Raw genomic sequence first — 24,969 nt, 5'->3', positions numbered from 1 at the left:
AGGGTTATGAATCCCAGATATACGATTTTTTACACATTTAAAACATTAGTAATCATGTAATTAGGTTTATTGGTATTCTTGTTTTGACTAGTTTTAAGATGATTTCGTCACTCTTTTTCGTCACTCCTTTATTTGTGGAATAGTAAGGTTAAAAAAAGACTGTTAAAAAACACGTTTTAGCTAGTGTAGTGATGAAAATTAATTATTAAAAATTGAAATGTAATTTTCTTCAATTTCTTTTATCTCAATTTCAGATAGGACATTAAACTCTTTATCTAGAGCTCTTTTTGAAAGTTTTCCATTATTTTGTTCTAAAAAGCGAATGAGCAAGGCAACTGTTTTGTCAGGCATCTGAAAAACATCATCTAAATATTTTTTCATAGCATCGTATTTCTGTAGATAGTTTACCTCAATAGGGATTACATTTACAATAGTATCGTTGACACAATCAAATAAGAACTCTGCTTGTTTTGTTGCGTCAAAATAGCGGTAATAATCAAGCGTTTCATTCAAAACTTCTATATTGTTGGACTTTGTAGTTTTCCATTTTATAAAGTCTAATAATGGATGTGAATAGGATTCTAATACTATTCTATAATCATCAATATGATTTAATATTGAAGCAGAAACGGGGAAGATTATTCCTTGTTGTGCAAATTGCATTTTGGTTAAGATATGATGTATTAAATAACGGTGTATTCTTCCGTTGCCATCTACATAAGGATGAATAAAAACAAATCCAAAAGATATTTTTGCAGCTGCCAAAACAGCGTTGAAGCCAGTTCCTTCGATGTTTTTATAAGTTGCAATTAATCCGTCCATCAATCTTTCAATATCTTGCCATTTTGCTGAAATATGTTCTGGCATTGGTTCTCCACTAACTCTGTCATGTTCCCCCACAAAGCCCCCTTCATCCCTATAACCCATTTTTAGGAAACGACTATTTTCTATCACTATTTGTTGTAATCGCAATAGTTCTTCTTTTTCTAATGGTTTTGAACCTGCCTGACCTATGGCTTTTCCCCACCTAATTGCTCTGTTATTAGTGGGAGTTTCTCCTTCTATGGTAAAAGATGCTTTTGAATCTTTTAGTAATAAAAATGCTGATGCTCGTTGTAATACGTCTTTGCGAATTGCGTTTAAATAACTATTTTTTTTATTGGAAAGATCATCAGCTATATAATCATTCAACTTTGGAGTTTTAAATATTAGCGGACAAAAATCAACAGTACCAGGCAAGTTGTTTTTTATACGATGGCGGCTGGAATTTGTACTTATAGGCAAAGCAAATTGTATATCTTCATCAATTAGGGTAATGAAATTTCCTTTCTTTAAATCTGGAATTGGAAGTGACGTCCCCATAATCCATTCGTATAAGAACCAAACTTTACGACTGTATTGTCCTTGCGGCTCTATTTGCACCACGGAAGTTATGGTTTCTTCTGACAGTTGTTCAAATAGTTTTTTAAAAAACAATAAATTTATTCCTTCGTATTTTAAAGCAAATACCAATTGTTTGTAAAGAGTGTCTTCTGGTTCGTGACGCGAAGTAAGCACTTGCCAATGATCAGTTTTATATTGACGTTTTTTAGTACTTATCAATGATAAACGATTAGGTAATGGCATAGCCAAAGCTAAAGCTTCGATTAAAGCACCATAACCTACCAGTATTCCTTGTTCAGGTACTTTACGACCGTGAAAAACACTTATTCTCAGTGAAAATTGATTATTATTCATGCCTATTGGTGAAAATTAATTATTCAAAAATAAGTGAAATATACTTATTACTGGTGAAAATCACTTATTTTTTCTCTAATTAAAGACAATACACATATTTTTAGAGTATTAATTCTACTAAATGAGAATAATTGGAGTCAATCTCATTTATATTCTAATGATAATAAAAGATATTAAACTTTTTTGCCGACCCCAAGAAGGGCAAAATATATATTAATAATTAAACTCAGTATATACAATTACCCTACAACGATTCAAGAAGAAAGGCTATCAATCATTGACGGATGTTTTCATTCAGCTTAACCCGTTACTTTGCGAAACACTGTATACGAGACTCTTACGTACAGTGGTGTGAGAAGTGCACTCCGTTAGTTTCTAGCGGAGCCGTCTACTCGATTAGCACCTGGCGTTCTGTCCACCGTTGATATTTGTTCAATACTTGTCAAAATATATCCTTGTCTTTACCGTCAATTTTATGATTTACTTTCTCTCCCATGCTTGAAGTAACGTATCCTGCAACTGTTTCTTCTTTTCGTTGTCCATTTGATAAGTAATTAATGTCTATTGAACAGTCACCTGTTATATCAACCCAAACAGTTTTACTTTCTCCGACTTTCAATTTGTCAATGTGTCCACCGCCACAACCAACAATATTTATGTCTGTCAAAGTTGTCTGTGTTGAGTTCGTAAATGTTATTCTCATTATGCCAAGAAGAATAATTGCAACCCAACAATAAAAAAGCATAATTGGAATGTTCAGCAACATTAGCCCGCACGTTGTCAAAAGATTTGTTCTATTGTCTTTATCCTTGTTCGATTTTGATAAAATTGAGATTAATATTCCAAGGTTTATTAGTCCCGTCAATAAAATAAAACCGTAACCAAGAAAAAGTAAGTCAGACGAAGAAGTCAGGAAGTAAAGTCCAAAAATAACTGTCCCCAGCAAGAAAGAAATTAATGCTGTTTGTCGTCCGAGTTTTATGTGTCGTTCTGTCGTCATACGCTTGGTGTAAAGTCAGTCTGTGAAAAAACTTCCGCTTATTTCTTTCAAAAATAGTCAAATTATTTTAGTAAAAGGAAGAAAAGTTGTATATTTAATAATGCAACACATCACAGGAATACCGCGCAACCAAATTTATTTTTATCACGAGGCTTCGGGATTAGAAGACATAATTTCCTCAGAAAATCCTATTCGGTTTATAGATGCTTTTGTAGCAGCTTCTTCTTTAGAGGCTTTGGGTTTTTCGGTTCAAACGATCAAATCCGAAGGTCGTCCTAGTTTTGATACTAAAATCTTCCTTGTGCAAAACAGGAAATTTACATCGGATAGTGGTTTTTGATCAGCCTGATCCGTGTGCATGATAACATTGAGATAGCCACAATTCAATTCTCTGTAAGAACTAAGTTTTAGGAGAGACTGGATAATCATAAAAAATTCGTAGTGGAGTGACGAAATTGTTTTAAACAAAAAACCCTTAAACAATTGCTGTTTAAGGGTTTATTTTTGTAGCGAGAACGAGATTTGAACTCGTGACCTCAGGGTTATGAATCCTGCGCTCTAACCGACTGAGCTACCTCGCCAACTATCCAAGAAATGTTGCCTTGAATGCGGGTGCAAATATAGAAATTATATTAAACCTGACAAACATAATTTAAAGAAAAAAAAATATTTCTCAAAAGGCTTTTTTCTTGTAGTTATATTCTATATATTTCGGAAAAATTAAATGCAGCTCATGGATCAGAAAGTACGTTACGAAATCGAGTTTCCTATAAATTCTTCGCCTCAATTATTGTATCAATACATCTCGACTCCGTCAGGATTGTCTGAATGGTTTGCTGACAATGTAAATTCTCGTGGTGAATTTTTTACTTTTATTTGGAATGACTCCGAGGAGAAAGCGAGACTTGCCTCTAAGAAAACAGGTGAAAAAGTAAAATTCAAATGGGTTGATGATAATGGAAAGGACACAGAATACTTTTTTGAATTACATATTTTAGTCGACGAACTCACGAAAGACGTTTCTTTAATGGTTGTGGACTTTGCAGAGGAGGATGAGGTTGATGAAGCTACATTACTTTGGGAGAACCAAATTTCAGATTTAAAACATCTTATTGGTTCTGTCTAGTATAATCCTAATTATATAACTTATATTTGCCCTAATTATCAATTAGGGCTTTTTTTATGATTAATTTTAATGGAAATATAGTATCTAGCAATACTAATGTACTTGCAAATAATCGAGCATTTTTATATGGCGATGGAGTTTTTGAAACAGTTAAAATCGTTAATGATAAGATTCTTTTTCTTGAAGATCATTATTTTAGATTGATGTCCTCTATGAGGGTAGTCCGAATGGAAATTCCTATGAACTTTACAATGGAATATTTAGAAGAGCAAATTCTCGCTGTTGTAAATGCTAATTCATCTGGCAATTCATCTAGAGCAAGAATTACAGTGTATAGAAATGATGGAGGTTATTATTTACCCCAAAACAATTCTATTTCCTTTATAATTAATTCTGTTCCAATTGAAAAAACTTTGTACTCATTCGAAAAATATACTTACGAGGTAGATCTTTATAAGGACTTTTATATCACTAAGCAATTACTCTCCTCCATAAAGACAACTAACAAAATAATTAACATAACCGGAAGTATTTTTGCTTCTGAAAATGGTTTAGATAACTGTTTGTTATTAAATGACAGCAAGAATGTAGTAGAGGCATTACAAGGAAATATTTTTATGCTTTTAGGCAATAAATTGATTACTCCGCCAGTTTCTGAAGGATGTCTAAATGGAGTAATGAGAAAGCAGATTATCGCTTTGGCAAAAAAAATGGAAAAATTAGAAGTTGTTGAAGAGATAATTTCGCCATTTGATCTTCAAAAAGCAGATGAGTTATTTATTACCAATGTTATAAAAGGTATTCAACCCATAACACAGTACCGTAAAAAAAGTTTTAATACGATCTTATCAAAAGAGTTATTGGAAAAGTTAAATGAAATAATAGTAAAAAATTAATTTAAGTAAGGGTTTTCAGGTGCATTTAACCAAATGAGGTAGTCGCCGCCTAATTCCTTTATTTGCTCTTTCCAGAAATGAGTAGCTGATTTACCAATAATTTTGTTTTCATATCTGTTTGAATTTATAATCCAAGAATGGCTTGCCATTTCACTCTCCAATTGGTTTTCATGCCAGCCCGTGTATCCAAGAAAGAAACGAATGTTATTATTACTTATTTTTCCGTTTTTAATTAATTCTTTAGCCGATTCAAAGTCACCACCCCAATATATTCCGTTAGAAATCTCAATACTGTTAGGTATCAATTCAGGAATATTATGGATAAAATAGAGGTTGTCTTGTTCAACTGGTCCGCCATTGTAAATCCTAAATCTAGCGTCAATCTCTGGAATTAGATCGTGAATAGTATATTTTAATGGTTTATTTATAATAAAACCAACAGATCCCTCCTCATTATAATCCGCTAATAAAATGACTGACCTGCTAAATGACGCATCTCCTATTACAGTTGGCTCAGCAATAAGCAGATAACCTTTTTTTAACTTATCTTTTATCATTTGCGTATAATTTTTTATTAAATTTAAGTTTTTTATTATAAGATTGCCAAATAAAATCGTTAAAAAGCATAAAAAAACCTCCTGAATGGGAGGTTTTGATTATATAGTAGCAGCTTTAACTAGTTCACCGCACCTTCTAATTCTGCACCCGCTTTAAATTTAACTACATTTTTAGCAGCAATTTGAATTGTTTTTCCAGTTTGAGGATTTCTACCATCTCTAGCAGCTCTAGCAGAAACAGACCACGATCCGAAACCTACTAAAGATACTCTTCCACCTTTTTTCAAAGTTTCTCCTACGTTTCCTAAAAATGATTCTAAAGCTAGTTTAGCTGCAGCTTTTGTGATTCCTGCATCAGCAGCAATAGCATCGATTAATTCTGATTTGTTCATAATAAATAGTTATTAATTGTTGGTTATACAATATTGTCAATACACAAATTTAATAGGAATAACGTACCTTGCAAGTGTTTTATGCTAAATTAATTTAATTTGTTGATAACTTATATTTTTTGTTGATAAAGTTATAAGTTTTATTACAATTGGTTAAAACATACCGCTATCATTGGAGTTAATACACCATTGCCTTTGCTGAAAATTTAATTCCATTTAATAATTCTGCACTATTCATCTTCTTTTTACCTGGAAATTGAAGAGTATTAATTTTAACAAATCCATCTTTTACAGCAATATTCATTTCTTTTTTGGTACAAATTAAACTACCCACTGGTAAATTATGTTCTTCTATCCGAATTTTACATTCATATATTTTTACATTCCAATTGTCATCTTTATCTACAAAATTACACCATGAAGCCGGATAAGGAGATAATCCCCGAATTAAATTATGTATTTCAACTGCTGATTTAGTCCAGTCAATTTTGCAATTATCTTTATTCAATTTGTACGCAGTCTTAATTTCTCGATTATCTTCTTGAATTATAGTTTTAATAGGTCCTTTTTCTATTTGTTTTAGAGATTCAATAACAGTTTGACTTCCTAAGGTCATTAATCGGTCATGTAAATGTCCTGCATTTTCATTTTGATCAATAGATATTTCTGAACTTAAAATCATTGCACCAGTATCAATTTTATCATCAATAAAAAAAGTAGTAACACCTGTCTTAGTTTCGCCATTAATAATAGCCCAGTTTATAGGAGCTGCTCCACGATAATTAGGAAGTAATGATGCATGAAGGTTAAATGTTCCTAAGGATGGCATTCCCCACACTACTTCTGGTAACATTCTAAAAGCTACTACAATTTGTAAATTAGCATTTAAAGATTTTAATTCTGTCAAAAAACTTTCTTCTTTTAAACTAATTGGCTGTAGCAAGTTTAGATTATTTGCTAGTGCAAATTCTTTTACAGCAGAAAATTTTATTTTTTGTCCACGACCAGCAGGTTTATCTACCGCGGTAATGACGCCAACAACTTCATAATTATTTCTAATTATGGTTTCTAGAATTCCTACCGCAAATTCTGGAGTTCCCATAAAAACGATTCGTAATTTTTCCATTATCTTTTCAAAGTGTATTTGTTATTTGCTTTAACCAAAATAAAATTATTTTCTAATAATTCCTGTAATACAAAGATAACCTCCTCTGAATTATTTTTGGTCTTTTTTTGAATATCTCTTGAGTTTAAGTCTTCAGTCTCTAATAATTTAATAATTTCAGTAGAAAGCAGAGATACATCTTTTTTCTTTATTTTTTTGGTAATACAAAATGAACAAATACCACAATCCACTGTTGTATTTTCACCGAAATATTTTAAAATCAACTTATTTTTACAGACGGATTTTTCATTTATATACTCTACAACAGCTTGGAGCTGCTCTTTTTTTAATTGATTTTGATTTTCTAGATGTTTTGAGACCCTACTGATTGTTCGCTCATCTTCTCGCACTTCATTGAAAATTATTGTTGCATCATTATTTTTAGAGTGATAATCAATGATTTCTTTTTCTTTTAATTTTTCTAGAATAGCGATAACTTCAGATTCTTTATGATTTGATTTTTTTGCAATTAGCTGTAGATTAAAAGCAGTTTGCATTTCATAAATTCCGGGATAAGTGCGTAATATAGCAAGTAAAATTTCTTCATCATTAGGATTTAGACTTGTATAACGAATTACTTCTTTTGACGTTATTAAGAACTGAATTGCTATTTTCTCTGAAAATTCTTGTGACAAAGTAAGGATCCCTTGGCGGTCGAGAAACTGCAACGCATTGTAAGTTTTTAAAGTTGGGAATTCATAGCGCAGGCAAAAATGATGTAAGTTGAAAGTAAACTGCTCATTGATTCCCTCGCCGTAAGCAATTTGGAAATAATTATTTAATTTTATATACACCAAATTCAAGAACTTTTTATCTGGTAAAACATTAATAAATTGATTTTTAGCCTGAATAATATCTGACGGACTACTTAATAAAATTGCAAAAGCTCTTTCTCCATTTCGACCTGCACGTCCAGCTTCCTGATAATAATTTTCAATATTTTCTGGTAGTTGAATATGAATTACAGTTCTTACATTCGCCTTGTCAATTCCCATACCAAAAGCATTGGTAGCTACTATTACCTGAACATCTTCATTCATCCACGATTGCATATTTTTATCTTTTTCTTTGGACGAAAGTCCGCCGTGATAATAGGTTGCTTTAAAACCCAAGGCTTTCAACTGTGAAGAAATATCTAAGCACGATTTTCTATTTCGAACATAAATAATAGAGGGTTCAGGATTTTTCTTTAAAATTTGTTCTATTCTGAAAATTTTATCTTCAATTTCAAAAGCCATATAAGCGAGATTCTCTCTAGCAAATGATTTTTCAAATATTACAGGTTGGTATAAACCCAATTCTTTTATAATATCAATTTTCACTCTTGAAGTTGCGGTGGCGGTCAAAGCAAGAAAAGGTGTTTTTGGGAAATGTTTTTTAAGCGCTGAAATTTTCAGATAGGCAGGTCTAAAATCATGACCCCATTGAGAAACGCAGTGTGCTTCATCAATGGTGATTAAATTAATAGGTAACGATTTTATCCGATCTAAAATCCAATCAGATTGTAATCGTTCTGGAGAGAGATACAGAAATTTGTAGTTCCCAAATTGACAATTATCCAATAAATCTATCATTTCTTCTGATCGAATTCCTCCAGTAAGTGCAATCGCTTTTATGTTTCGCTGTTGCAAATTAGCAACTTGATCTTTCATTAGGGCTACAAGGGGCGAAATCACCAAGCAAATCCCCTCATTAATTAATGCCGGAATTTGAAAACAAACTGATTTTCCGCCTCCAGTTGGCATCAGTGCAAAAGTATCTTGACCACTTAAAACGGAGTTTATTACTTCGTTTTGAAGTGATCTAAATTTGTCGTGTTTCCAATATTTTTGAAGTAGTGCTAATGCTTCTGGCATAGATTACAGTTTTCAATTCAATAAAAAAGGAGTTCAAATAAAATATTGAACTACAAATTAATTAGAAATTTCATCTAATATAAAAAGAATTCTGTTATCCATGGTGTCTTTTGGAACTTCAATTAATTCGTAACCATAATTTTGATAGGTTTCAACTAGATGTGAGTAGATTAATTTTGCTTGTTCAAAATTTTCGTAACGTGCATCATCACTTATATAAATTTCTTCCCAAGGTGGTAGTATGAATATTTTTGAATAAGTATGTTCGCGACAAGCATTGTCAAAAGTAGAAGGATAACTATCGCCAATGTAGTGCATGTAAGCTAAAACATCTGGAATTCCGCGATCAATAAATACTATTTCATGGCATTCGTCTGTAGCATTTTGATACTGCTTTTTGCGTCCTTCTAGCAATAATTCACTAAATAATAATGGTTTTTCAAGAAATAATTGTTCAATCCCTTGTTTCTTAGCTTCCAGAGTTACTTCCCGTGAAATTTCAGGATAACAGCAATGGCCTTTTGAAATTAATCCATCTATGATCGTAGTTTTACCTGTTCCTGGACCGCCAATAATAACTATAATTTGTTTTTGCACTTTTTTGGAAAATAAGGCGCAAATTTACTCTAATTTATTGGTAAAGCGAAAAATCAAAGCATCTAAATCAGTTCACGTAAAAAAAAATATTCAATATTCATATTTTCCTTTTGAAACTGTATCTTTGCTTTTATTTTAAATGAACGATGGATCAAAAGACGAAAGAATTCTATGATAGATTGAAAGTTGAGTTGGACATGAGTAATACTTGGCCAACAATTTATTTATTTAAATTTATTGTTCCTACTGTAAATAATAATGTTAAGCAAGTTGAAAATGCTTTTGATTGCATGGGTGCCGTTATCAACACTAAAAAATCCAAAACAGGAAAATATACTAGTATTTCTGTTGATGTTACTGTGAAAGACGCTCAAGAAATAGTAGATAAATACCTAGAAGTTTCTACTATTCAAGGAATAGTTTCCCTCTAAACTAAAAATTATAATTTTATATGATGATCTCAACTGTGCATAAATGTTAAGATTCCTATCATTAAATTTTAAAAAAAAACATTTGAACATGAATCTAAAATATATAAAAGAAAATTCGAACGATGTTGTTCATCATTTAGAATATAATGCAGAACGGTCACACCTTATTATCCCTGAATATGGTCGTCATTTGCAGAAATTAATTGATCAAGCTACTCATATAGAGGATGATATCGAGCGCAACAAAGCAGCAAGATATATTATTCAGGTAATGGGAAGTTTAAATCCTCATTTACGTGATGTTCCTGATTTTCAACATAAACTGTGGGATCAACTCTTTATAATGTCCGATTTTAAATTAGTGGCTGATTCACCATATCCAATTCCTTCACGCGAGGTCTTGCAACTAAAGCCAGATGTTTTAAAGTATCCTCAGAATTTTCCAAAATATCGATTTTATGGCAATAACATAAAATATATGATTGATGTAGCAAATAAATGGGACGATGGCGATATGAAAAACGCCTTAGTAAAAGTCATTGCTAATCACATGAAAAAATCATACCTGAGTTGGAATAAAGATACTGTGAAAGACGATGTGATTTTTGAACATTTATATGAACTGTCTGACGGCAAATTAAATTTACTGCAAAGCGAAGAAGAATTATTAAATACGACTGATTTATTAAGAACAAATAAACGTGTTTCAAATAAAATTTTACCAGTTGGGCAGCCAAAAATCTTAAGTAATAAAAACAGTAAAACGGGAAAACCAAATCCTGTTCATAAAAATCAAAATAGAAAGCCTTTATAAAATTGTTGTTGGTTTTGAAATAAACCATTTTTAATTTAAAACCTTTAAAATATAAATTACTACAGAATGGGAATTTTTAAAATAGAAGGAGGCATAAGTCTCAAAGGAGAAATTACACCGCAAGGAGCTAAAAATGAGGCGTTACAAATATTATGTGCCGTTCTTTTAACGCCCGAAAAAGTGATAATTAATAATATTCCTGATATTATTGATATTAACAAATTGATTACTCTTTTAGGAAATTTGGGTGTAAAAATCGAAAAAAAGGCACATGGTTCTTATATTTTTCAAGCAGACGATATAAATATACAATATTTAGAAACCGAAGCATTCAAGAAAGAAGGCGGTTCTCTAAGAGGTTCAATTATGATTGTCGGACCGTTATTAGCGCGTTTTGGAAAAGGTTATATTCCAAAACCAGGGGGTGATAAAATAGGCCGTAGAAGGTTAGATACCCATTTTGAAGGTTTTATAAATCTGGGTGCTAAGTTCAGGTATAATAGAGAAGATCATTTTTATGGAGTAGAAGCGCCAGAGGGATTAACCGGTGCGGATATGTTACTTGATGAAGCATCAGTTACTGGTACTGCTAATATTGTGATGGCAGCAGTTTTAGCAAAAGGTATCACAACGGTTTATAATGCAGCTTGCGAACCCTATTTACAGCAATTATGTAAAATGCTCAATTGCATGGGTGCCAAAATAACAGGAGTAGGTTCTAATTTATTGACTATTGAAGGAGTTGATAGTTTAGGTGGTTGTGAACACCGAATTCTTCCTGATATGATAGAAATAGGAAGCTGGATTGGTCTAGCTGCGATGACAAAATCAGAAATCACAATTAAAAATGTGAGTTGGGATAACCTGGGATTAATCCCAAATACTTTTAGAAAATTAGGAATTACATTAGAACGAAGAGGAGATGATATTTATATTCCTGCTCACCTTGACGGATACGAAGTAAAAACGGATATTGATGGTTCTATTCTTACCATTGCTGATGCACCATGGCCAGGGTTTACGCCAGATTTACTAAGTATAGTTCTTGTGGTTGCCACTCAAGCCAAAGGCGATGTATTAATTCATCAGAAAATGTTTGAAAGTAGATTATTTTTTGTAGACAAATTAATTGATATGGGTGCAAAAATAATGTTGTGTGATCCACATCGTGCCGTTGTAATGGGACACAACTTTGAATCGCAATTAAAAGCAACAACGATGTCATCACCAGATATTCGTGCTGGTATTTCTTTGTTAATTGCTGCGCTTTCAGCAAAAGGAACTAGTACGATTCAAAATATTGAACAAATTGATCGTGGATATGAACGTATAGACGAACGATTAAGAGCTATTGGTGCTCATATTGTGCGAGAATAAATAATATACATAATTATAAATTTCGTTTAAGTAAACCATGAGTGATTTAGTTTAAAAATCATATCAGGTTTATTTAAACGTTTTTATTTTTAATACACGATAATTATAAAAATGTCAAACGAAAAAACAGCAATTAACGCTACTTATTTTAGTATCATCGGAAATACAGTACTGGCTTTTATAAAAGGTTTAGCTGGGTTTTTTGGAAATTCGTATGCGCTAATCGCAGATGCAATTGAATCAACAACTGATATCTTCGCATCTTTTTTAGTATTATTTGGTATAAAATATTCCAACAGACCGCCTGATGAAAATCATCCCTACGGCCACGGAAGGGCAGAGCCACTTATCACTTTTCTAGTTGTAGGTTTTCTAATCACTTCTGCAATTGTTATCGCTTACAATAGTGTTTTAAATATTTTGACACCGCATTTATTACCAAAACCATGGACCTTAATTGTGCTTGGAGCAATAATTATTTGGAAAGAATATTCATATCGATTAGTGATAAAAAAAAGTATTCTAACTAATAGTTCTTCTTTAAAAGCTGATGCTTGGCACCATCGCAGTGATGCAATTACATCTGTAGCTGCTTTTTTAGGAATTTCGATAGCCTTGTTTTTAGGTAATGGTTATGAAGCTGCTGATGATTGGGCAGCACTTTTCGCTTCGGGTTTTATCGTTTATAACAGTTATAAAATCTTCCGACCTGCTCTAGGCGAAATAATGGACGAACATTTGTACGATGATTTAATTTCACAAATTAGAATAATTTCATTGCAAGTACGTGGGATTTTAAACACGGAAAAATGCTTTATTAGAAAAGTAGGTATGCAATTTCACGTTGATTTACATGCAACTGTCAATTCTACTATTACTGTAAAAGAAGGACACGATTTAGCTCATCAACTGAAAGATCGTTTACTTGAAAAAATTCCAGCACTTGGAAATGTATTGATTCATATTGAGCCTAATGAAGAATAAATCAAAATAAAATAATTATGAAATTTTAATTGCGTCTGCTGATGAAAGTAATTGATAAATTAGCATGGATAGAACTGAAAGATAAAACAATCCTTTCGACGAAAAGTTTTAGAAAGGATAAATTTTATATTCCTGGCGGTAAAAGAGAAGGTGCTGAAACCGATGAACAAGCTTTAATTAGAGAAATTCATGAAGAGCTTAATGTAATTTTAGACAAAAAATCATTAACCTACATTGGAACTTTTGAGGCTCAGGCGCACGGACATTTAGAAGGTGTTTTAGTACGAATGACTTGTTATTCTGGTACATTTACAGGAGAATTAAAGGCATGCTCAGAAATTGAAGAGTTTGAATACCTTAATTATTCAGATATAAAAAAAGTCTCGGCTGTTGATAAGCTGATTTTTGAATACCTTAGAGAAAATGGTGCTTTAAGGTGATAAAAGTTAAATTTTTTAATTAGGCTTTTATTTTTAATTACCACCTTCAAGTTTTACTATTCTAAAATATTTAAAAACTTAAGTCCAAAAATCACCCCGTCGCTTTGAAAACCATTTTGATAGGAACGAACATAATCCACCCGTAGTATTTTAAATTTGCCAAAACCTAAATTGTCTAAACCGGCTGTAATTTCCCTATAAGGTTGATTATTAGAAGTCGATAAAGCATGAAAACCAAGGTTAAGTGTAGATTTCAATTTGTTTAACAATGGAATCTTATTCATAATAAATCCTTTATCATTGTATTCACTATGCAATTCAAAATAGCTATTATTGGTGCTATTAGAATAGTAAGGAAGCAAATTGAAAACATTTAAGTAGCGATCAGTTTGCCCAATGCGAGTTTGATTTCCATTAAAATGCTTGTAATCTATGAATGTAATATTTTCTGCATTTAAAAATTTACCAGCTCGCAGGTTTATACCAGCAGTGCCTTTATTACCAATAGTTAAATCATAAGTTAACCTAGTGCTTATTTGATCAAATTCATAATTCTTTTCGTTTGCAGCTATTGCTTTTTCGTAGGCTATGTAAAGTATTGGGTATTTTTCATTTCGAATATTAAATTTTCCATCAGGGCGTGAAGCGTATTTATTACCAAAATTAATTCTAGCAAGTACATTTATTTTTGTCAAATGATGAGGTGTAAAAGCCGAGTTTATTAAATCATTTGGTGCTAATGGATTATTAGAAGTATAAAAATCGTCTTTGCTAAAAAAGGAATAGTCTGTATTGTTGAATAAAGGTTTGCGCTGTTGGTATTCAATTTTACTGTTCAAGTTGACACCATTGGCGATATCTTGGCTAAAGCCAATTCCTACTGCTTCAAGATTATATAATTTCATAAAATTATTCTTAAAAGCAAGCGAACTTATTGTGTTTATTGCTTTGCTAATGGGTTCATTTGCATTGAACTGCTTTACTGAACTTCCACCGGTCAGATATAAAGTTGCATAATTTTGATTGTTAAATCGGTGGATGAATTGACCTGTTACTCGCAGTCGATCTTCAGCAAAACCGTAATTAAATTTTGAACTAATTGCTGTGTATTCTCCATTTGATTCTTGTTTTTTTCGACTCGTAAAGCTAAAACCTGAATCTAAATTATAACCCTGAACGGTATTGAAACTTAGAGAACCTATATTTAAAATTCCATCATACTTTAAACTGTATTTTTCTGAGCTGTTGTTAAAAGTGTAACCCGTAAGTAATTTTGTTAACTTGAATTTATTCCCTTTTTCATCAATTGAATCAAGATACATTTGAGAATTTCGGATCTTATATATACTGTCTTTTCTGATATAATCAGTAGATTCTTCCGTTGTTAAAGGAATAGGTCTATTAGTAGTCCAAAAAAGCGAATCTTTTTTATTAGAGGTCAGTTCGATCCTTGTAATTTCGTTCGTAAATGTTTTTGGGGAAAAGGAATTTATAAATTCGTAATTGCTGTACACATAATTATACTTCCCTGTAAATTTTATTCCAAATGCACCAGCTACAATTTCTAAACTCTGCGTATTCTTAGCCCATATTTTATTGCTGTTGTTGTAACTAAAATTTTGTTTTAATGTCATTATATCTAGAAACTCTTCCTTGATTCTGTAGCCTTTAATATCTAATTCTACTGCGTAAATCGCCCACGAATCTTCAACGATATAGATATAACCTTCAAAAACAGGTTCGCTATCGCGTTTAGCAATAACTTTTATTTTATTAATCATTTTTTGATTATCGTCAAAAAAGGTACTTTCTAGCTTGTAATCATAATAAGCCAAGGCATTACTAGCAATAGGCGAAATTAATTTGATACCAAAATCGACTGTGTTATCATAAATATCGTAGAAGGAAGATCGAGCGGTGTTATAACTATATCCGTTGTCTCTACCACTGACTTTAGATGCGGTGACAACCTCTTTTAGATTATCAGGTTTTTCAAATGATATTTTAGAAAAAGTTTCAGATAATGAAATAATACCAGTTCCTGTTGAATCTAAAGCTCCATTAAAATCGCCAATTTTTTGTCCTAATATTTTTTTAGGTGCATTTTTTAATCTAAAAATACCGCGAGAATAGAAATCTGCATTAAATCTATCGCTCTTTTTAGTATTTTCTTTTCTACTTGCAATCGCATTTTTTATAATAGCAATTGCGGGATTAACTTTTTTATTGATTACCACTTCATTGAGAGAGAAACTTTCTTCTACCATTTTTATATTTAAAGTAGAGGGTAGTTTATCAAGATCGATGGTAACTTTTTGAGTTTTAAAACCTAAAAATTGAAAAGTAACAATAGGATTATCTTTCTTTCGCAGTGCAAATTCGTAATATCCTTGTTCGTTCGAGGTGGTTCCGTTGTAAGTATTTTGTTGTAATATAGTAACAAACGGTAAAGGATTTCCTTTATCGTCTGATATAGTTCCTTTTATTTGCGCTTGAATGGCAATTGAAAGCAAAAATAATAATAAGAAGTAAATTTTTATCATGAAAGTTTTTTCTCTCACAAAAATAGAAGAAGTTTGAAATTAGGATATTAATTATTTGTTAAACATTTCAAACATAGTTTAATAAAAATAAAAACTATAAAAATGAATGTACTGCTAGTTCATAACTTTGTAAACCAAATCCTAAGATAACACCTTTTGCATTTCCAGAAATAAAGGATTGATGTCTAAAATCTTCTCTAGAAAAAGTATTTGAAATATGCACTTCAATCACTGGAGTGATGATTGCTTTCACTGCATCGCCTATTGCTATAGAGGTGTGAGTGTATGCACCAGCATTTAAAATAATCCCATCAAATGAAAAACCTAATTCTTGAATTTTATTAATTAATTCGCCTTCAATATTACTTTGAAAATAAGTAAATTCAATCGCGGGAAATTGTATTTGTAAAGTTGTAAAATACTCTTCAAATGAAAGATTTCCATAAACTTCAGGTTCGCGCTTTCCTAGAAGATTTAAGTTGGGTCCATTAATAATACCTATTTTCATAAAAATTGTTTTGTTAAAAATAAAAAAACCGTTCTTGATAATATAACGGTTTTAGAATTTTTTTAAATTATTAAAATTTAAAGCCAGCTGAAATCTGAACTACTGAATTTTTGACATTCGCATTTTGAGTAGCTTCTGTTAGACCTAAAACATAGCGGCCTTGAATAAAGATACCTTTTGTTACATTTAAGGTTAGGCCAGAAGCGGCTCCAAATTCAAAAGTTTCAGATTCTTTAAAACTAACATTTTTTCTTTCACTCAAGAGAAATGATGCTTGAGGTCCTAAGTCCAGACTTACGTATTTATTAAGATTAATTTTTGCAAGAACCGGAATAGAGATGTATCCTAATTCATTTTTAAACTCTTGAACTGCATTTTTATAAGTTGCTCCTTGAGTCGAATATAACAATTCAGGCTGGATTGCAAATCCTTCTGTAACTTTTATTTCTACGATCAGGCCCGCGTGGTAACTGGTGATAGCTTCTTTGTCATAATTAGCAGTAGTGATATTAATATCGCTTCCTGTTTGGTTAGCGTAATTTAAACCTGCTTTTATACCAAATTTTACTAATTGTGCTTGTGCACCCAATGATGTTGCTAAAACGACTACTGCAGTGATAATTATCTTTTTCATATGATATTATTTATTTGTTATACTATTATTCAAAACTCTTAATTTAAAAAATTATTGTCTTTTTTTATCTATGCTAAATTTAAAAAAGAAACTGATTAAAAAGTATAACTTAAGGCTTTTGAATGATACTAGAATTTTAAGAGTTAAATTTTCACTAAATATTTAATTTGAAGTGCACGAGACATCAGAAATGGAACTGATAAATTAATTATTAATCAAACTTTTTCAGCACAAAAAATGGTTTAAATTTAAATTGGTGTGTTTTATGATTTCGCTTTAAATTTTAAACAAATATAGGAAAAAGATTTTCTTACAGCTGCTTCTGTATTTGTATTTATGACCGCGAGCGCTCAAAGTATTAACGAGGCTGGGAAAAGTTTTGGATCTACTAAGGGGATTATTTCTGTTGAGGGAAACTTAGGTTTTAATTCTTCAACTGATAAAAATAACGATTAAAATGTGAACTCACTTTCTTTTACACCTCAAATTGGTTTTTTTGTAAGTGATGATCTGGACGTGGGAGTTCAAGTAGATGTTTAAATTTCTAAAAGTGAATTGACTGGAGTTGATACTGCTAAAAGTTCTACTTTTGGAGCAGGTGTATTTGGTCACTACTATTTCTTAGAATTAGGAGAAAGATTTAAAACGTACGCTAGCGGAAATCTCAGTTTTGGGAGGTTAAAATCTGGATTAGGTAATGGCGACGTTACAACTAACGGTGCATCTCTTGGAGATGGCATTGCTATCAATTATTTCGTAACTGAAGTTATTATTTTAAGATATTCAACTTCAAAAGTAGATATTGCTAGAGGTAAAAATTCTTCTCGACTTGGTCTTGGCTTGAACGGAAATGTTGTAAATCTATTTGCTAGAGGAAGTTTTGGTGTTGGTTGCCTATTTTAATCAAAAAAAAATATTTTTTGAAACCTCTTAAATTGGGAGATTTTTTTATGAAGAAAAAGTGTTACTTTGTGAATATGAGTTGGAACAACGACATAAAAAAATTTCAATCTTTTTTAAGAATTGAACGCGGATTATCTACTAATACGGTAGAAAATTATTCGTACGATATTGAGCGCTTATGTCTTTTTCTAAAAGAGAATAAAATTGATGTTTCCCCTGTTAATATTACAGAAGAAACGTGTCAAGAGTTTATTTACCATGTTTCAAAAGAGGTAAATCCCCGATCGCAATCTAGAATAATATCAGGTTTAAAAAGTTTTTTTAATTATTTGATTTTTGAAGATTTGAGAGTCGATAATCCATTAGAACTTATTGACTCACCTAAAACAGGTCGTAAACTTCCCGATACTTTATCGGTAGAAGAAATTGATAAATTGATTGAGGCAATAGATTTAACCTCTAATGAAGGCGAACGCAATCGCGCAATGATAGAAACTCTTTATGGTTGCGGACTGCGGGTTTCAGAGCTCATTACTTTAAAAATTTCAGATTTATTTTTTGAAGAAGGGTTTATAAAGATCACAGGAAAAGGAAATAAGCAGCGGTTCGTGCCAATTAGTGATATAACTCAAAAATATATTCATCGATACAAAGAATCAATGAGGAAAGATTTAAATATTCAAAAAGGGCATGAGGACACATTGTTTTTAAATAGGAGAGGAAGACAGCTAACACGCGCAATGATTTTTACTATTATTAAAAACTTAGCGATGAAACTTAGCTTCTTTAAAACTATTAGTCCGCACACCTTACGCCACTCATTTGCAACACATTTATTAGAAAATGGTGCTGACCTGCGTTCAATTCAGTTGATGTTAGGTCATGAATCAATTATTACAACTGAAATATATGTTCATTTAGACCGAAAATTTTTGACTGAGGTGTTAAATAACTATCATCCAAGACGATAAATATATTACGAATTTAGTTAGTGTGATTAGTGGGTCGACAAATATTTTATAATTGTTTTTTTTATTAAATTTACAACAATATTGTATCGAACTGTATCGATTTGCTTTACTTTTATTTATATTTTAGCATTATATTTTAAATTAATTTTTTATTTACTTTATAATTGAAATTTAAAAAACGCAAGATGATTTCTAATTTTTTGGAAAATGGTACGCCAGAAAAAATAAATGAATTCTACGGTAAATTATTTGCTGGGATTCCAGATTTAATATTTGGTTTTGTGATCGCTCCAGATAGTTCTTACTCATTTCCTGTGGTAAGTAAATCTGTAAAAGATTTTTTTGAGTTATCTTCTAATCAATTTATTGATAGTGATAAATTTCTTGTCTTCGAAAGAATTTACGAAGAGGATAGAAATTTATTCTTTAATTCTTTAGTAAACGCAAAGCGCAATCTTACAAGATGGGAACATGAATTTCAGGTTTTGTTACCTGAGAAAGGATTACGCTGGTTAAAAGTCTCAGCAAAACCAGAAAGGTTTGCCGATGGAAATACTGCCTTTTATGGAAGAATATCGGATATTACTGAATTAAAGGAGCAGGAAAATAAGCTTAAATTCTCAGAGGAGCGTAGTAAATTTGCACTTGAGGCATCTGTAGCAGGAGTGTGGGATTGGGATTTACGGTTGAATAAAGTCTTTTATTCCTCGCAATCAATGGCGTTGCTTGAACAAGAAACGACAGATGTTTTTGATCATCCAGAACGTTGGAACAGTATTGTGCATGTTGATGATTTGAAAAAATATTATTCAGACATTCAAGATCACTTTAATAATAAGACACCGTTCTATGAAAATCAACATAGAGTTTTAACATCTAGCGGTAATTATAAATGGATTTTGGACAAAGGCAAAGTGATTGAACGTGATAGCAATGGTGCACCTTTACGCGTTATTGGAACACACACTGATATTTCTTTTCAAAAAGAAAATGAAATTGAATTGATAAAAACAATGGATTTGTTTAGTCAGCAAAATAGCCGATTATTAAATTTTTCACATATCGTTTCACATAATCTTAATACACAAGCTGGTAATATCAAATCACTTTTAGATATTATTGATTATGATAATGACGCAGAAAGTAGTCATGAAATGTTAATACATTTACGCACTGTTTCAAATGATTTGAATGAAACAATTGCTAATTTAACTCAGTTAATTTCGATTCAAGATAGTTCAAACATTCCAATTAAGCTGATTGATTTAAGTCTCTATTTGGACAAAACATTGGGCTTGGTTCAAAATATGGAAAACTATGATCGAGTTACGATTGTAAATCAAATTCCAGAAGGTAGTTTTGTGAAATTTAATCCTGCATATTTAGAGAGTGTCTTATTGAATTTCACTACCAATGCTATAAAATATTCAAATCCTGATAATCCTATAATTATAAAGTATTTATTTGTTGTTGAAAATGGGATTAAAACTTTATCAATTAGTGATAACGGGTTAGGTATTGACTTAGGTAAATACGGTAAAGAACTCTTTGGAATGTATAAAACATTTCATAGGCACGAAGAGGCGAGAGGATTAGGATTACATATTACAAAAAACCAAATTGAGTCAATGGGTGGTTCAATCACTGTGGAAAGCACTGTTGGTGCTGGAACAACATTTAAGATCTTCTTCAGCGAGAGTTTAAATATTTAGTGAGTGCAATAAAAACAGATGGCCAAAAAAAAACTTCCCAATAAAGAGAAGTTTTATAAAAAATATAAGAATTAAATTTTATTTTGCAATATTGACTGCTCTAGTTTCGCGAATTACGGTAACTTTTACTTGTCCTGGATACGTCATTTCTGTTTGAATTTTTTGAGAGATATCAAAAGACAAACTTGCCGCATTTTCATCAGAAACTTTTTCACTTTCAACAATTACTCTAAGTTCCCTACCGGCTTGAATAGCGTAGGCATTTTTTACTCCACTAAATCCGTATGCTACTTCTTCAAGATCTTTCAAACGCTGAATATATGAATCAAGCACTTGTCTTCTCGCTCCTGGTCTTGCTCCAGATATTGCATCACAAACTTGAATGATTGGTGATAGTAGCGATTTCATCTCAATTTCATCGTGGTGTGCACCGATGGCGTTACAAACTTCTTCTTTCTCACCATATTTTTCAGCCCACTGCATTCCTAATAACGCATGAGGCAAATCACTTTCAGCATCTGGTACTTTTCCTATATCATGTAAAAGTCCCGCTCTCTTGGCTAGTTTTACGTTTAAACCTAGTTCAGCAGCCATAATTCCACAAAGTTTCGAAACTTCACGCGAGTGCTGTAATAAATTTTGTCCATAAGAGGAACGGTATTTCATACGACCTACTACTTTTATCAATTCTGGATGTAATCCATGAATTCCTAGATCAATAACGGTACGTTTTCCAACTTCTATGATTTCATCGTCAATTTGTTTCGCAGTTTTAGCAACTACTTCTTCAATACGTGCGGGGTGAATACGACCGTCAGTAACCAATTTATGTAAGGCTAAACGTGCAATTTCTCTTCTTACAGGATCAAAACAAGAAAGGATAATAGCTTCTGGGGTATCGTCTACAATAATTTCTACTCCTGTAGCAGCTTCTAGCGCACGAATATTTCGACCTTCACGACCAATGATTCTACCTTTTACATCATCAGACTCTATATTAAATACAGAAACACAATTTTCTACTGCTTCTTCTGTTCCGACACGTTGTATAGTATTGATAATAATTTTCTTAGCCTCTTGCTGTGCTGTCAATTTAGCCTCCTCAATTGTATCTTGAATATGAGACATTGCTTTGCTTTTCGCTTCTGCTTTTAATCCCTCAACTAATTGATTTTTTGCTTCTTCTGCTGATAATCCAGAGATAACTTCTAGTTGCTGTAATTGACTTTTATGAAGCTTGTCAACTTCTAATTGCTTTTTATCTAAACTTTCAATTTTAGTCGAGAATTCATTAGTTTTAGATTCAAAATCATCGTTTACTTTTTTGGCTTTTGATAATTCATTAGAAATTTGAGATTCTTTATCGCGAACTCTTTTTTCTATTTCTGCTACTTTCTTATCTCTTGACAGTATAACTTGTTCGTGTTCTGCTTTTAATTCAATAAATTTTTCTTTTGCTTGAAGAATTTTATCCTTCTTTATATTCTCGGCTTCAAGGTTTGCATCTTTTAATATAGAGGCTGCCTCTTTTTTTGAGTTTTTTATAAGATTAGAAATATTGCTTTTTTCTATTAATTTAGCAATTATAAAACCGGCTACTAAGCCTAATATCCCTGAAATAACGATTATTAATATGTTGTCCATGTTAGTTTAAAATTTATATATAAAAAAAGCCTACAATAGTTTGATTGCATAAACTCGAAAAGACAAGTTTTGAGCTAACTCACTGTTCAAGTTTCCTCGCCGAAGCGTGGCGTGCTTTAGTAGTGATGATTTGCTCATTCTAAATTGTTAGTGTTGAGTTTACCAAATATGAACTAATGTAGGCAGTATCTTAGTTGTTGTAAAGAACGTTTATTTGTCGAGATATTGATCTAAAATTATATTGATTTTTTTAATTCGATCAATTGTTGCTTCTCCATCAATGGCATTATCAATTTGTTTTTGCTCTGTTAGCGAGGCAAATTGTAAAGCGCACATCGCTAAAACATCTTGTTTATCTCGCACTGCGTAGTTCTCTTCAAATTGCTTAATCATTTTATCAATTTTTTTTGAAGCGCTTCTTAAGCCTTCCTCCTGAGCTGGTTCTACCGTTAAAGGATAAACCCTGTCTGCAATTGATATTTTAATCTTAAGCTTTTCGTCCATGTCTATTATTAATCAGATAGCTGTGCTATACAGTAATCAATTTCGCGAATTAATGAATTTATTTTAAGCTTTGTATCTCTTCTATTATCGTGACTGCCTAATAATGAATTTGCTATTTTTAGTGTTTCGTATTGCTTCTTTAAAGATTCAATCTCATCTGATTGCGTTTGAATTACGATTGCATTTTTTATGATTTCTTCTTTTAATTCTTGATTGTTTTTCTCTAAAATTTTCATTTTTATGAAAAGTTTTTCGATTTTATTTTCAAGAGTATCAATAATTTCTGCAATAACACTCATTGTATCTCTAATTCATTACATTATGATACAAAGTTAGTATTCCTTTTTAATTTTGCAATATTTTATTATTTTTTTTGTTTAAAATTAGTCAACCGTCTATTTCATAGAAAGTTACAAAAATTTTTTTTTACTACAATTTTGAATACTTTTTTTATCTTAGCATAAATGTAAAACAATGAAATTTTCTTTAATTTTTCTATTTTTTGGAACTGTAGTTATTGCACAAGAAATTTATCCTACTGACTATTTTAGATCTCCCCTAGATATTCCTATGCAATTATCTGGAAATTTCGGAGAGTTGAGGCCTAATCATTTTCATGCTGGTTTTGATCTAAAAACACAGCAAAAAGAAGGTTTGAATGTATATGCAGTAGCTGATGGTTATATTTCAAGAATTAAGATTTCTACATTTGGAAATGGAAAAACAATCTACATTAACCATCCTAACGGATATACTTCTGTTTATGGACATCTTAAACTGGCAAATGGTGAGATAGAAAAACACATCAAAGAAGTTCATTATAAAGAAGAGAGTTTTGAGATTGAAATATTTTTTAAACCTGATGAAATGTCAGTTATTAAGGGACAGATAATAGGATTTTCAGGGAATACTGGATCATCTGAAGGTCCACATCTGCATTTTGAATTTAGAGATACAAAATCAGAGTTTGTGATCAATCCAATGCTTTTTGGATTTGATAAATTTATAAAAGATTCGAAAAAGCCGACCGTTTCCAGCGTTTACGTTTATCCTTTAGACGCAAAAACCATTGTTAATCGTGCACAACGTCCTGTTTTACTCAATGTGGCACTTCAAAAAGACGGAACTTATATTGCGGATAAAGTGACTGCAAATGGATCGATAGGTTTTGGTATTACAACTTTTGATACAGACGATGTGTCTTTTAATAATAACGGAGTTTATAAAGTGCAATCGTTTTATAATGGTCTACCAAACTTTGGATATCAATTCACTACCTATTCATTTGATGAAATGCGTTATATAAATGCCCTTGTGGATTATTCAAGATATAAAAAACTACAACAAAGAGTTCAAAAACTTTTTATGAAAACCCCCTATAAATTAAGTATCATCAACGCCGCAGATAATAATGGTGTGTTGCAGGTTTCCCCCAATTTAACATCAGTATATCGCATCGAAGTTTCCGATTTTTTTGGAAACACTAAGATCATTTCGATCCCTATTCAATATGATACACAAGCAGCATTAATTAGTAAAGAAGCAGTACCGTCGAGTTATTTTATAAAAGCAAATAAAGACAATAATTTTGCGTTAAAGAATAGGTCTGTTTTTTTTCCAGCAGGAACTTTTTATGATGATTTTGAATTTAATTTTGCTGTTGTAAATGATACAATGACATTGCACGATGACACAGTTCCTGCACATACTAATTTTACAATTTCAATTGAAGATTCAATATCAACTGATGCGCAAAAGGAAAAAATGTTTATTGCACGAATTGATGGAAAAAGAATTTACTATAATTCAACTTATAGAAAAGGAAACGTTTTTAATACAAAGGTTAAAATTCTAGGAAAATATGCTTTAGTGAGTGACATCAAAGCGCCCACGATAAGTATCGCCTCTCCAGTGGAGGGAAAATGGATTAGTAATCAAAAAACAATTCAACTTGCTATCCATGATGACTTGTCTGGCATAAAATCGTACAATGGATATTTGAATGGAAAATGGATTTTAATGGAATATGACAATAAAACTAGAAAATTAACGCACTTTTTTGACGACGGGATTGTTGCTGATGGTGCTAATATTATGAAAGTAGATGTTGTTGACAACGTAGGTAATTCAACTACTTTTGAAACTAAATTTTTTAGAAATCAAAAAAAATAAACATTT

General features: G+C 31.6%; 25 protein-coding genes and 1 tRNA gene. 12 read left to right on the top strand and 14 right to left on the bottom strand.

Annotated elements, in window-relative coordinates; genetic code table 11:
• Window positions 1-198: 198 nt before the first annotated feature.
• The gene (locus BUA99_RS01990) at window positions 199-1,737 is read right to left on the bottom strand and encodes a Fic family protein (protein WP_072987502.1); all 1,539 of its coding nucleotides are present in this window, start codon (window positions 1,735-1,737) and stop codon (window positions 199-201) included.
• 442 nt (window positions 1,738-2,179) lie between these two features.
• Complete coding sequence (locus BUA99_RS01985; RefSeq protein WP_072987500.1) at window positions 2,180-2,737, bottom strand: hypothetical protein; 558 nt, start codon at window positions 2,735-2,737, stop codon at window positions 2,180-2,182.
• Between the two features lie 22 nt (window positions 2,738-2,759).
• On the opposite strand from BUA99_RS01985, the gene BUA99_RS01980 reads away from it, so the two are divergent.
• Entirely contained in the window at window positions 2,760-3,077 is a 318-nt protein-coding gene (locus BUA99_RS01980) for a hypothetical protein (protein ID WP_072987498.1), read from the top strand.
• Window positions 3,078-3,244: 167 nt separating this feature from the next.
• Here the strand turns inward: BUA99_RS01980 and BUA99_RS01975 are convergent.
• Window positions 3,245-3,318, bottom strand: a tRNA-Met gene (locus BUA99_RS01975).
• 152 nt (window positions 3,319-3,470) lie between these two features.
• Here BUA99_RS01975 and BUA99_RS01970 point away from each other — a divergent pair.
• Window positions 3,471-3,863, top strand: a complete 393-nt coding sequence (locus tag BUA99_RS01970) for an START-like domain-containing protein (protein WP_072987751.1) — start codon at window positions 3,471-3,473, stop codon at window positions 3,861-3,863.
• Between the two features lie 56 nt (window positions 3,864-3,919).
• A complete protein-coding gene (locus BUA99_RS01965) occupies window positions 3,920-4,759 on the top strand; it encodes an aminotransferase class IV (protein WP_072987496.1) in 840 nt (279 codons plus the stop codon).
• Here BUA99_RS01965 and BUA99_RS01960 read toward each other — a convergent pair.
• The 5 genes from BUA99_RS01960 to BUA99_RS01940 all read right to left on the bottom strand — a co-directional run bounded on the left by BUA99_RS01960 (window position 4,756) and on the right by BUA99_RS01940 (window position 9,326).
• The gene (locus tag BUA99_RS01960; protein ID WP_072987494.1) at window positions 4,756-5,316 is read right to left on the bottom strand and encodes a YqgE/AlgH family protein; all 561 of its coding nucleotides are present in this window, start codon (window positions 5,314-5,316) and stop codon (window positions 4,756-4,758) included. The two genes, BUA99_RS01965 and BUA99_RS01960, sit on opposite strands and share 4 nt — an antisense overlap.
• Window positions 5,317-5,435: 119 nt before the next feature.
• Window positions 5,436-5,708 (bottom strand): HU family DNA-binding protein, encoded by a 273-nt coding sequence (locus tag BUA99_RS01955; RefSeq protein ID WP_026706853.1) that lies wholly within the window; start codon window positions 5,706-5,708, stop codon window positions 5,436-5,438.
• 178 nt (window positions 5,709-5,886) lie between these two features.
• Window positions 5,887-6,834: a methionyl-tRNA formyltransferase gene (fmt, locus tag BUA99_RS01950; protein WP_072987491.1), complete on the bottom strand. Its 948-nt coding sequence runs from the start codon at window positions 6,832-6,834 to the stop codon at window positions 5,887-5,889.
• On the bottom strand, window positions 6,834-8,729 hold the full coding sequence (locus tag BUA99_RS01945) for a RecQ family ATP-dependent DNA helicase (RefSeq protein WP_072987489.1): 1,896 nt from the start codon (window positions 8,727-8,729) through the stop codon (window positions 6,834-6,836). The genes fmt and BUA99_RS01945 overlap by 1 nt, the downstream gene beginning before the upstream one ends.
• Before the next feature lie 57 nt (window positions 8,730-8,786).
• The gene (locus BUA99_RS01940) at window positions 8,787-9,326 is read right to left on the bottom strand and encodes an AAA family ATPase (protein WP_072987486.1); all 540 of its coding nucleotides are present in this window, start codon (window positions 9,324-9,326) and stop codon (window positions 8,787-8,789) included.
• A gap of 146 nt (window positions 9,327-9,472) precedes the next feature.
• Here BUA99_RS01940 and BUA99_RS01935 point away from each other — a divergent pair, with 146 nt between their 5' ends.
• The 5 genes from BUA99_RS01935 to BUA99_RS01915 all read left to right on the top strand — a co-directional run bounded on the left by BUA99_RS01935 (window position 9,473) and on the right by BUA99_RS01915 (window position 13,372).
• A complete protein-coding gene (locus BUA99_RS01935) occupies window positions 9,473-9,757 on the top strand; it encodes a DUF493 family protein (protein WP_072987483.1) in 285 nt (94 codons plus the stop codon).
• Between the two features lie 88 nt (window positions 9,758-9,845).
• Window positions 9,846-10,571: a DUF4290 domain-containing protein gene (locus BUA99_RS01930; RefSeq protein WP_072987480.1), complete on the top strand. Its 726-nt coding sequence runs from the start codon at window positions 9,846-9,848 to the stop codon at window positions 10,569-10,571.
• A 66-nt stretch (window positions 10,572-10,637) separates the two neighbouring features.
• Window positions 10,638-11,948 (top strand): UDP-N-acetylglucosamine 1-carboxyvinyltransferase, encoded by a 1,311-nt coding sequence (murA, locus tag BUA99_RS01925; protein WP_072987476.1) that lies wholly within the window; start codon window positions 10,638-10,640, stop codon window positions 11,946-11,948.
• Between the two features lie 111 nt (window positions 11,949-12,059).
• Window positions 12,060-12,932: a cation diffusion facilitator family transporter gene (locus tag BUA99_RS01920; RefSeq protein WP_072987474.1), complete on the top strand. Its 873-nt coding sequence runs from the start codon at window positions 12,060-12,062 to the stop codon at window positions 12,930-12,932.
• Window positions 12,933-12,973: 41 nt separating this feature from the next.
• A complete protein-coding gene (locus BUA99_RS01915) occupies window positions 12,974-13,372 on the top strand; it encodes an NUDIX hydrolase (protein ID WP_072987471.1) in 399 nt (132 codons plus the stop codon).
• Between the two features lie 56 nt (window positions 13,373-13,428).
• On the opposite strand, the gene BUA99_RS01910 is transcribed toward BUA99_RS01915, so the two are convergent.
• From BUA99_RS01910 to BUA99_RS01900, 3 genes are all read right to left on the bottom strand, one after another.
• Window positions 13,429-15,915 (bottom strand): DUF5686 and carboxypeptidase regulatory-like domain-containing protein, encoded by a 2,487-nt coding sequence (locus BUA99_RS01910; RefSeq protein WP_072987469.1) that lies wholly within the window; start codon window positions 15,913-15,915, stop codon window positions 13,429-13,431.
• Between the two features lie 94 nt (window positions 15,916-16,009).
• On the bottom strand, window positions 16,010-16,423 hold the full coding sequence (gene aroQ, locus BUA99_RS01905; RefSeq protein WP_072987467.1) for a type II 3-dehydroquinate dehydratase: 414 nt from the start codon (window positions 16,421-16,423) through the stop codon (window positions 16,010-16,012).
• Between the two features lie 70 nt (window positions 16,424-16,493).
• A complete protein-coding gene (locus BUA99_RS01900; protein ID WP_072987465.1) occupies window positions 16,494-17,057 on the bottom strand; it encodes a porin family protein in 564 nt (187 codons plus the stop codon).
• Between the two features lie 555 nt (window positions 17,058-17,612).
• On the opposite strand from BUA99_RS01900, the gene BUA99_RS01895 reads away from it, so the two are divergent.
• From BUA99_RS01895 to BUA99_RS01885, 3 genes are all read left to right on the top strand, one after another.
• The gene (locus BUA99_RS01895; protein ID WP_072987463.1) at window positions 17,613-17,960 is read left to right on the top strand and encodes a hypothetical protein; all 348 of its coding nucleotides are present in this window, start codon (window positions 17,613-17,615) and stop codon (window positions 17,958-17,960) included.
• A 74-nt stretch (window positions 17,961-18,034) separates the two neighbouring features.
• On the top strand, window positions 18,035-18,931 hold the full coding sequence (gene xerD, locus BUA99_RS01890; RefSeq protein ID WP_072987748.1) for a site-specific tyrosine recombinase XerD: 897 nt from the start codon (window positions 18,035-18,037) through the stop codon (window positions 18,929-18,931).
• A 185-nt stretch (window positions 18,932-19,116) separates the two neighbouring features.
• On the top strand, window positions 19,117-20,643 hold the full coding sequence (locus BUA99_RS01885) for a sensor histidine kinase (protein ID WP_072987461.1): 1,527 nt from the start codon (window positions 19,117-19,119) through the stop codon (window positions 20,641-20,643).
• 78 nt (window positions 20,644-20,721) lie between these two features.
• Here the strand turns inward: BUA99_RS01885 and rny are convergent, their stop codons facing one another.
• The 3 genes from rny to BUA99_RS01870 form a co-directional block, all read right to left on the bottom strand.
• A complete protein-coding gene (gene rny, locus BUA99_RS01880; RefSeq protein WP_072987459.1) occupies window positions 20,722-22,287 on the bottom strand; it encodes a ribonuclease Y in 1,566 nt (521 codons plus the stop codon).
• Window positions 22,288-22,497: 210 nt separating this feature from the next.
• Window positions 22,498-22,791 (bottom strand): cell division protein ZapA, encoded by a 294-nt coding sequence (locus BUA99_RS01875; RefSeq protein WP_072987457.1) that lies wholly within the window; start codon window positions 22,789-22,791, stop codon window positions 22,498-22,500.
• Window positions 22,792-22,799: 8 nt separating this feature from the next.
• Complete coding sequence (locus BUA99_RS01870; protein ID WP_072987456.1) at window positions 22,800-23,090, bottom strand: hypothetical protein; 291 nt, start codon at window positions 23,088-23,090, stop codon at window positions 22,800-22,802.
• Between the two features lie 175 nt (window positions 23,091-23,265).
• Between BUA99_RS01870 and BUA99_RS01865 the strand changes: the two genes are divergently transcribed.
• Entirely contained in the window at window positions 23,266-24,963 is a 1,698-nt protein-coding gene (locus BUA99_RS01865; protein WP_072987454.1) for a M23 family metallopeptidase, read from the top strand.
• The last annotated feature ends 6 nt before the right edge of the window (window positions 24,964-24,969 follow it).

Origin of the sequence: Flavobacterium segetis (genome assembly GCF_900129575.1) — a bacterium.
In the GTDB taxonomy this organism is placed as follows: Bacteria; Bacteroidota; Bacteroidia; order Flavobacteriales; family Flavobacteriaceae; genus Flavobacterium; species Flavobacterium segetis.
This window is presented reverse-complemented; position numbering and strand designations above follow the sequence as displayed.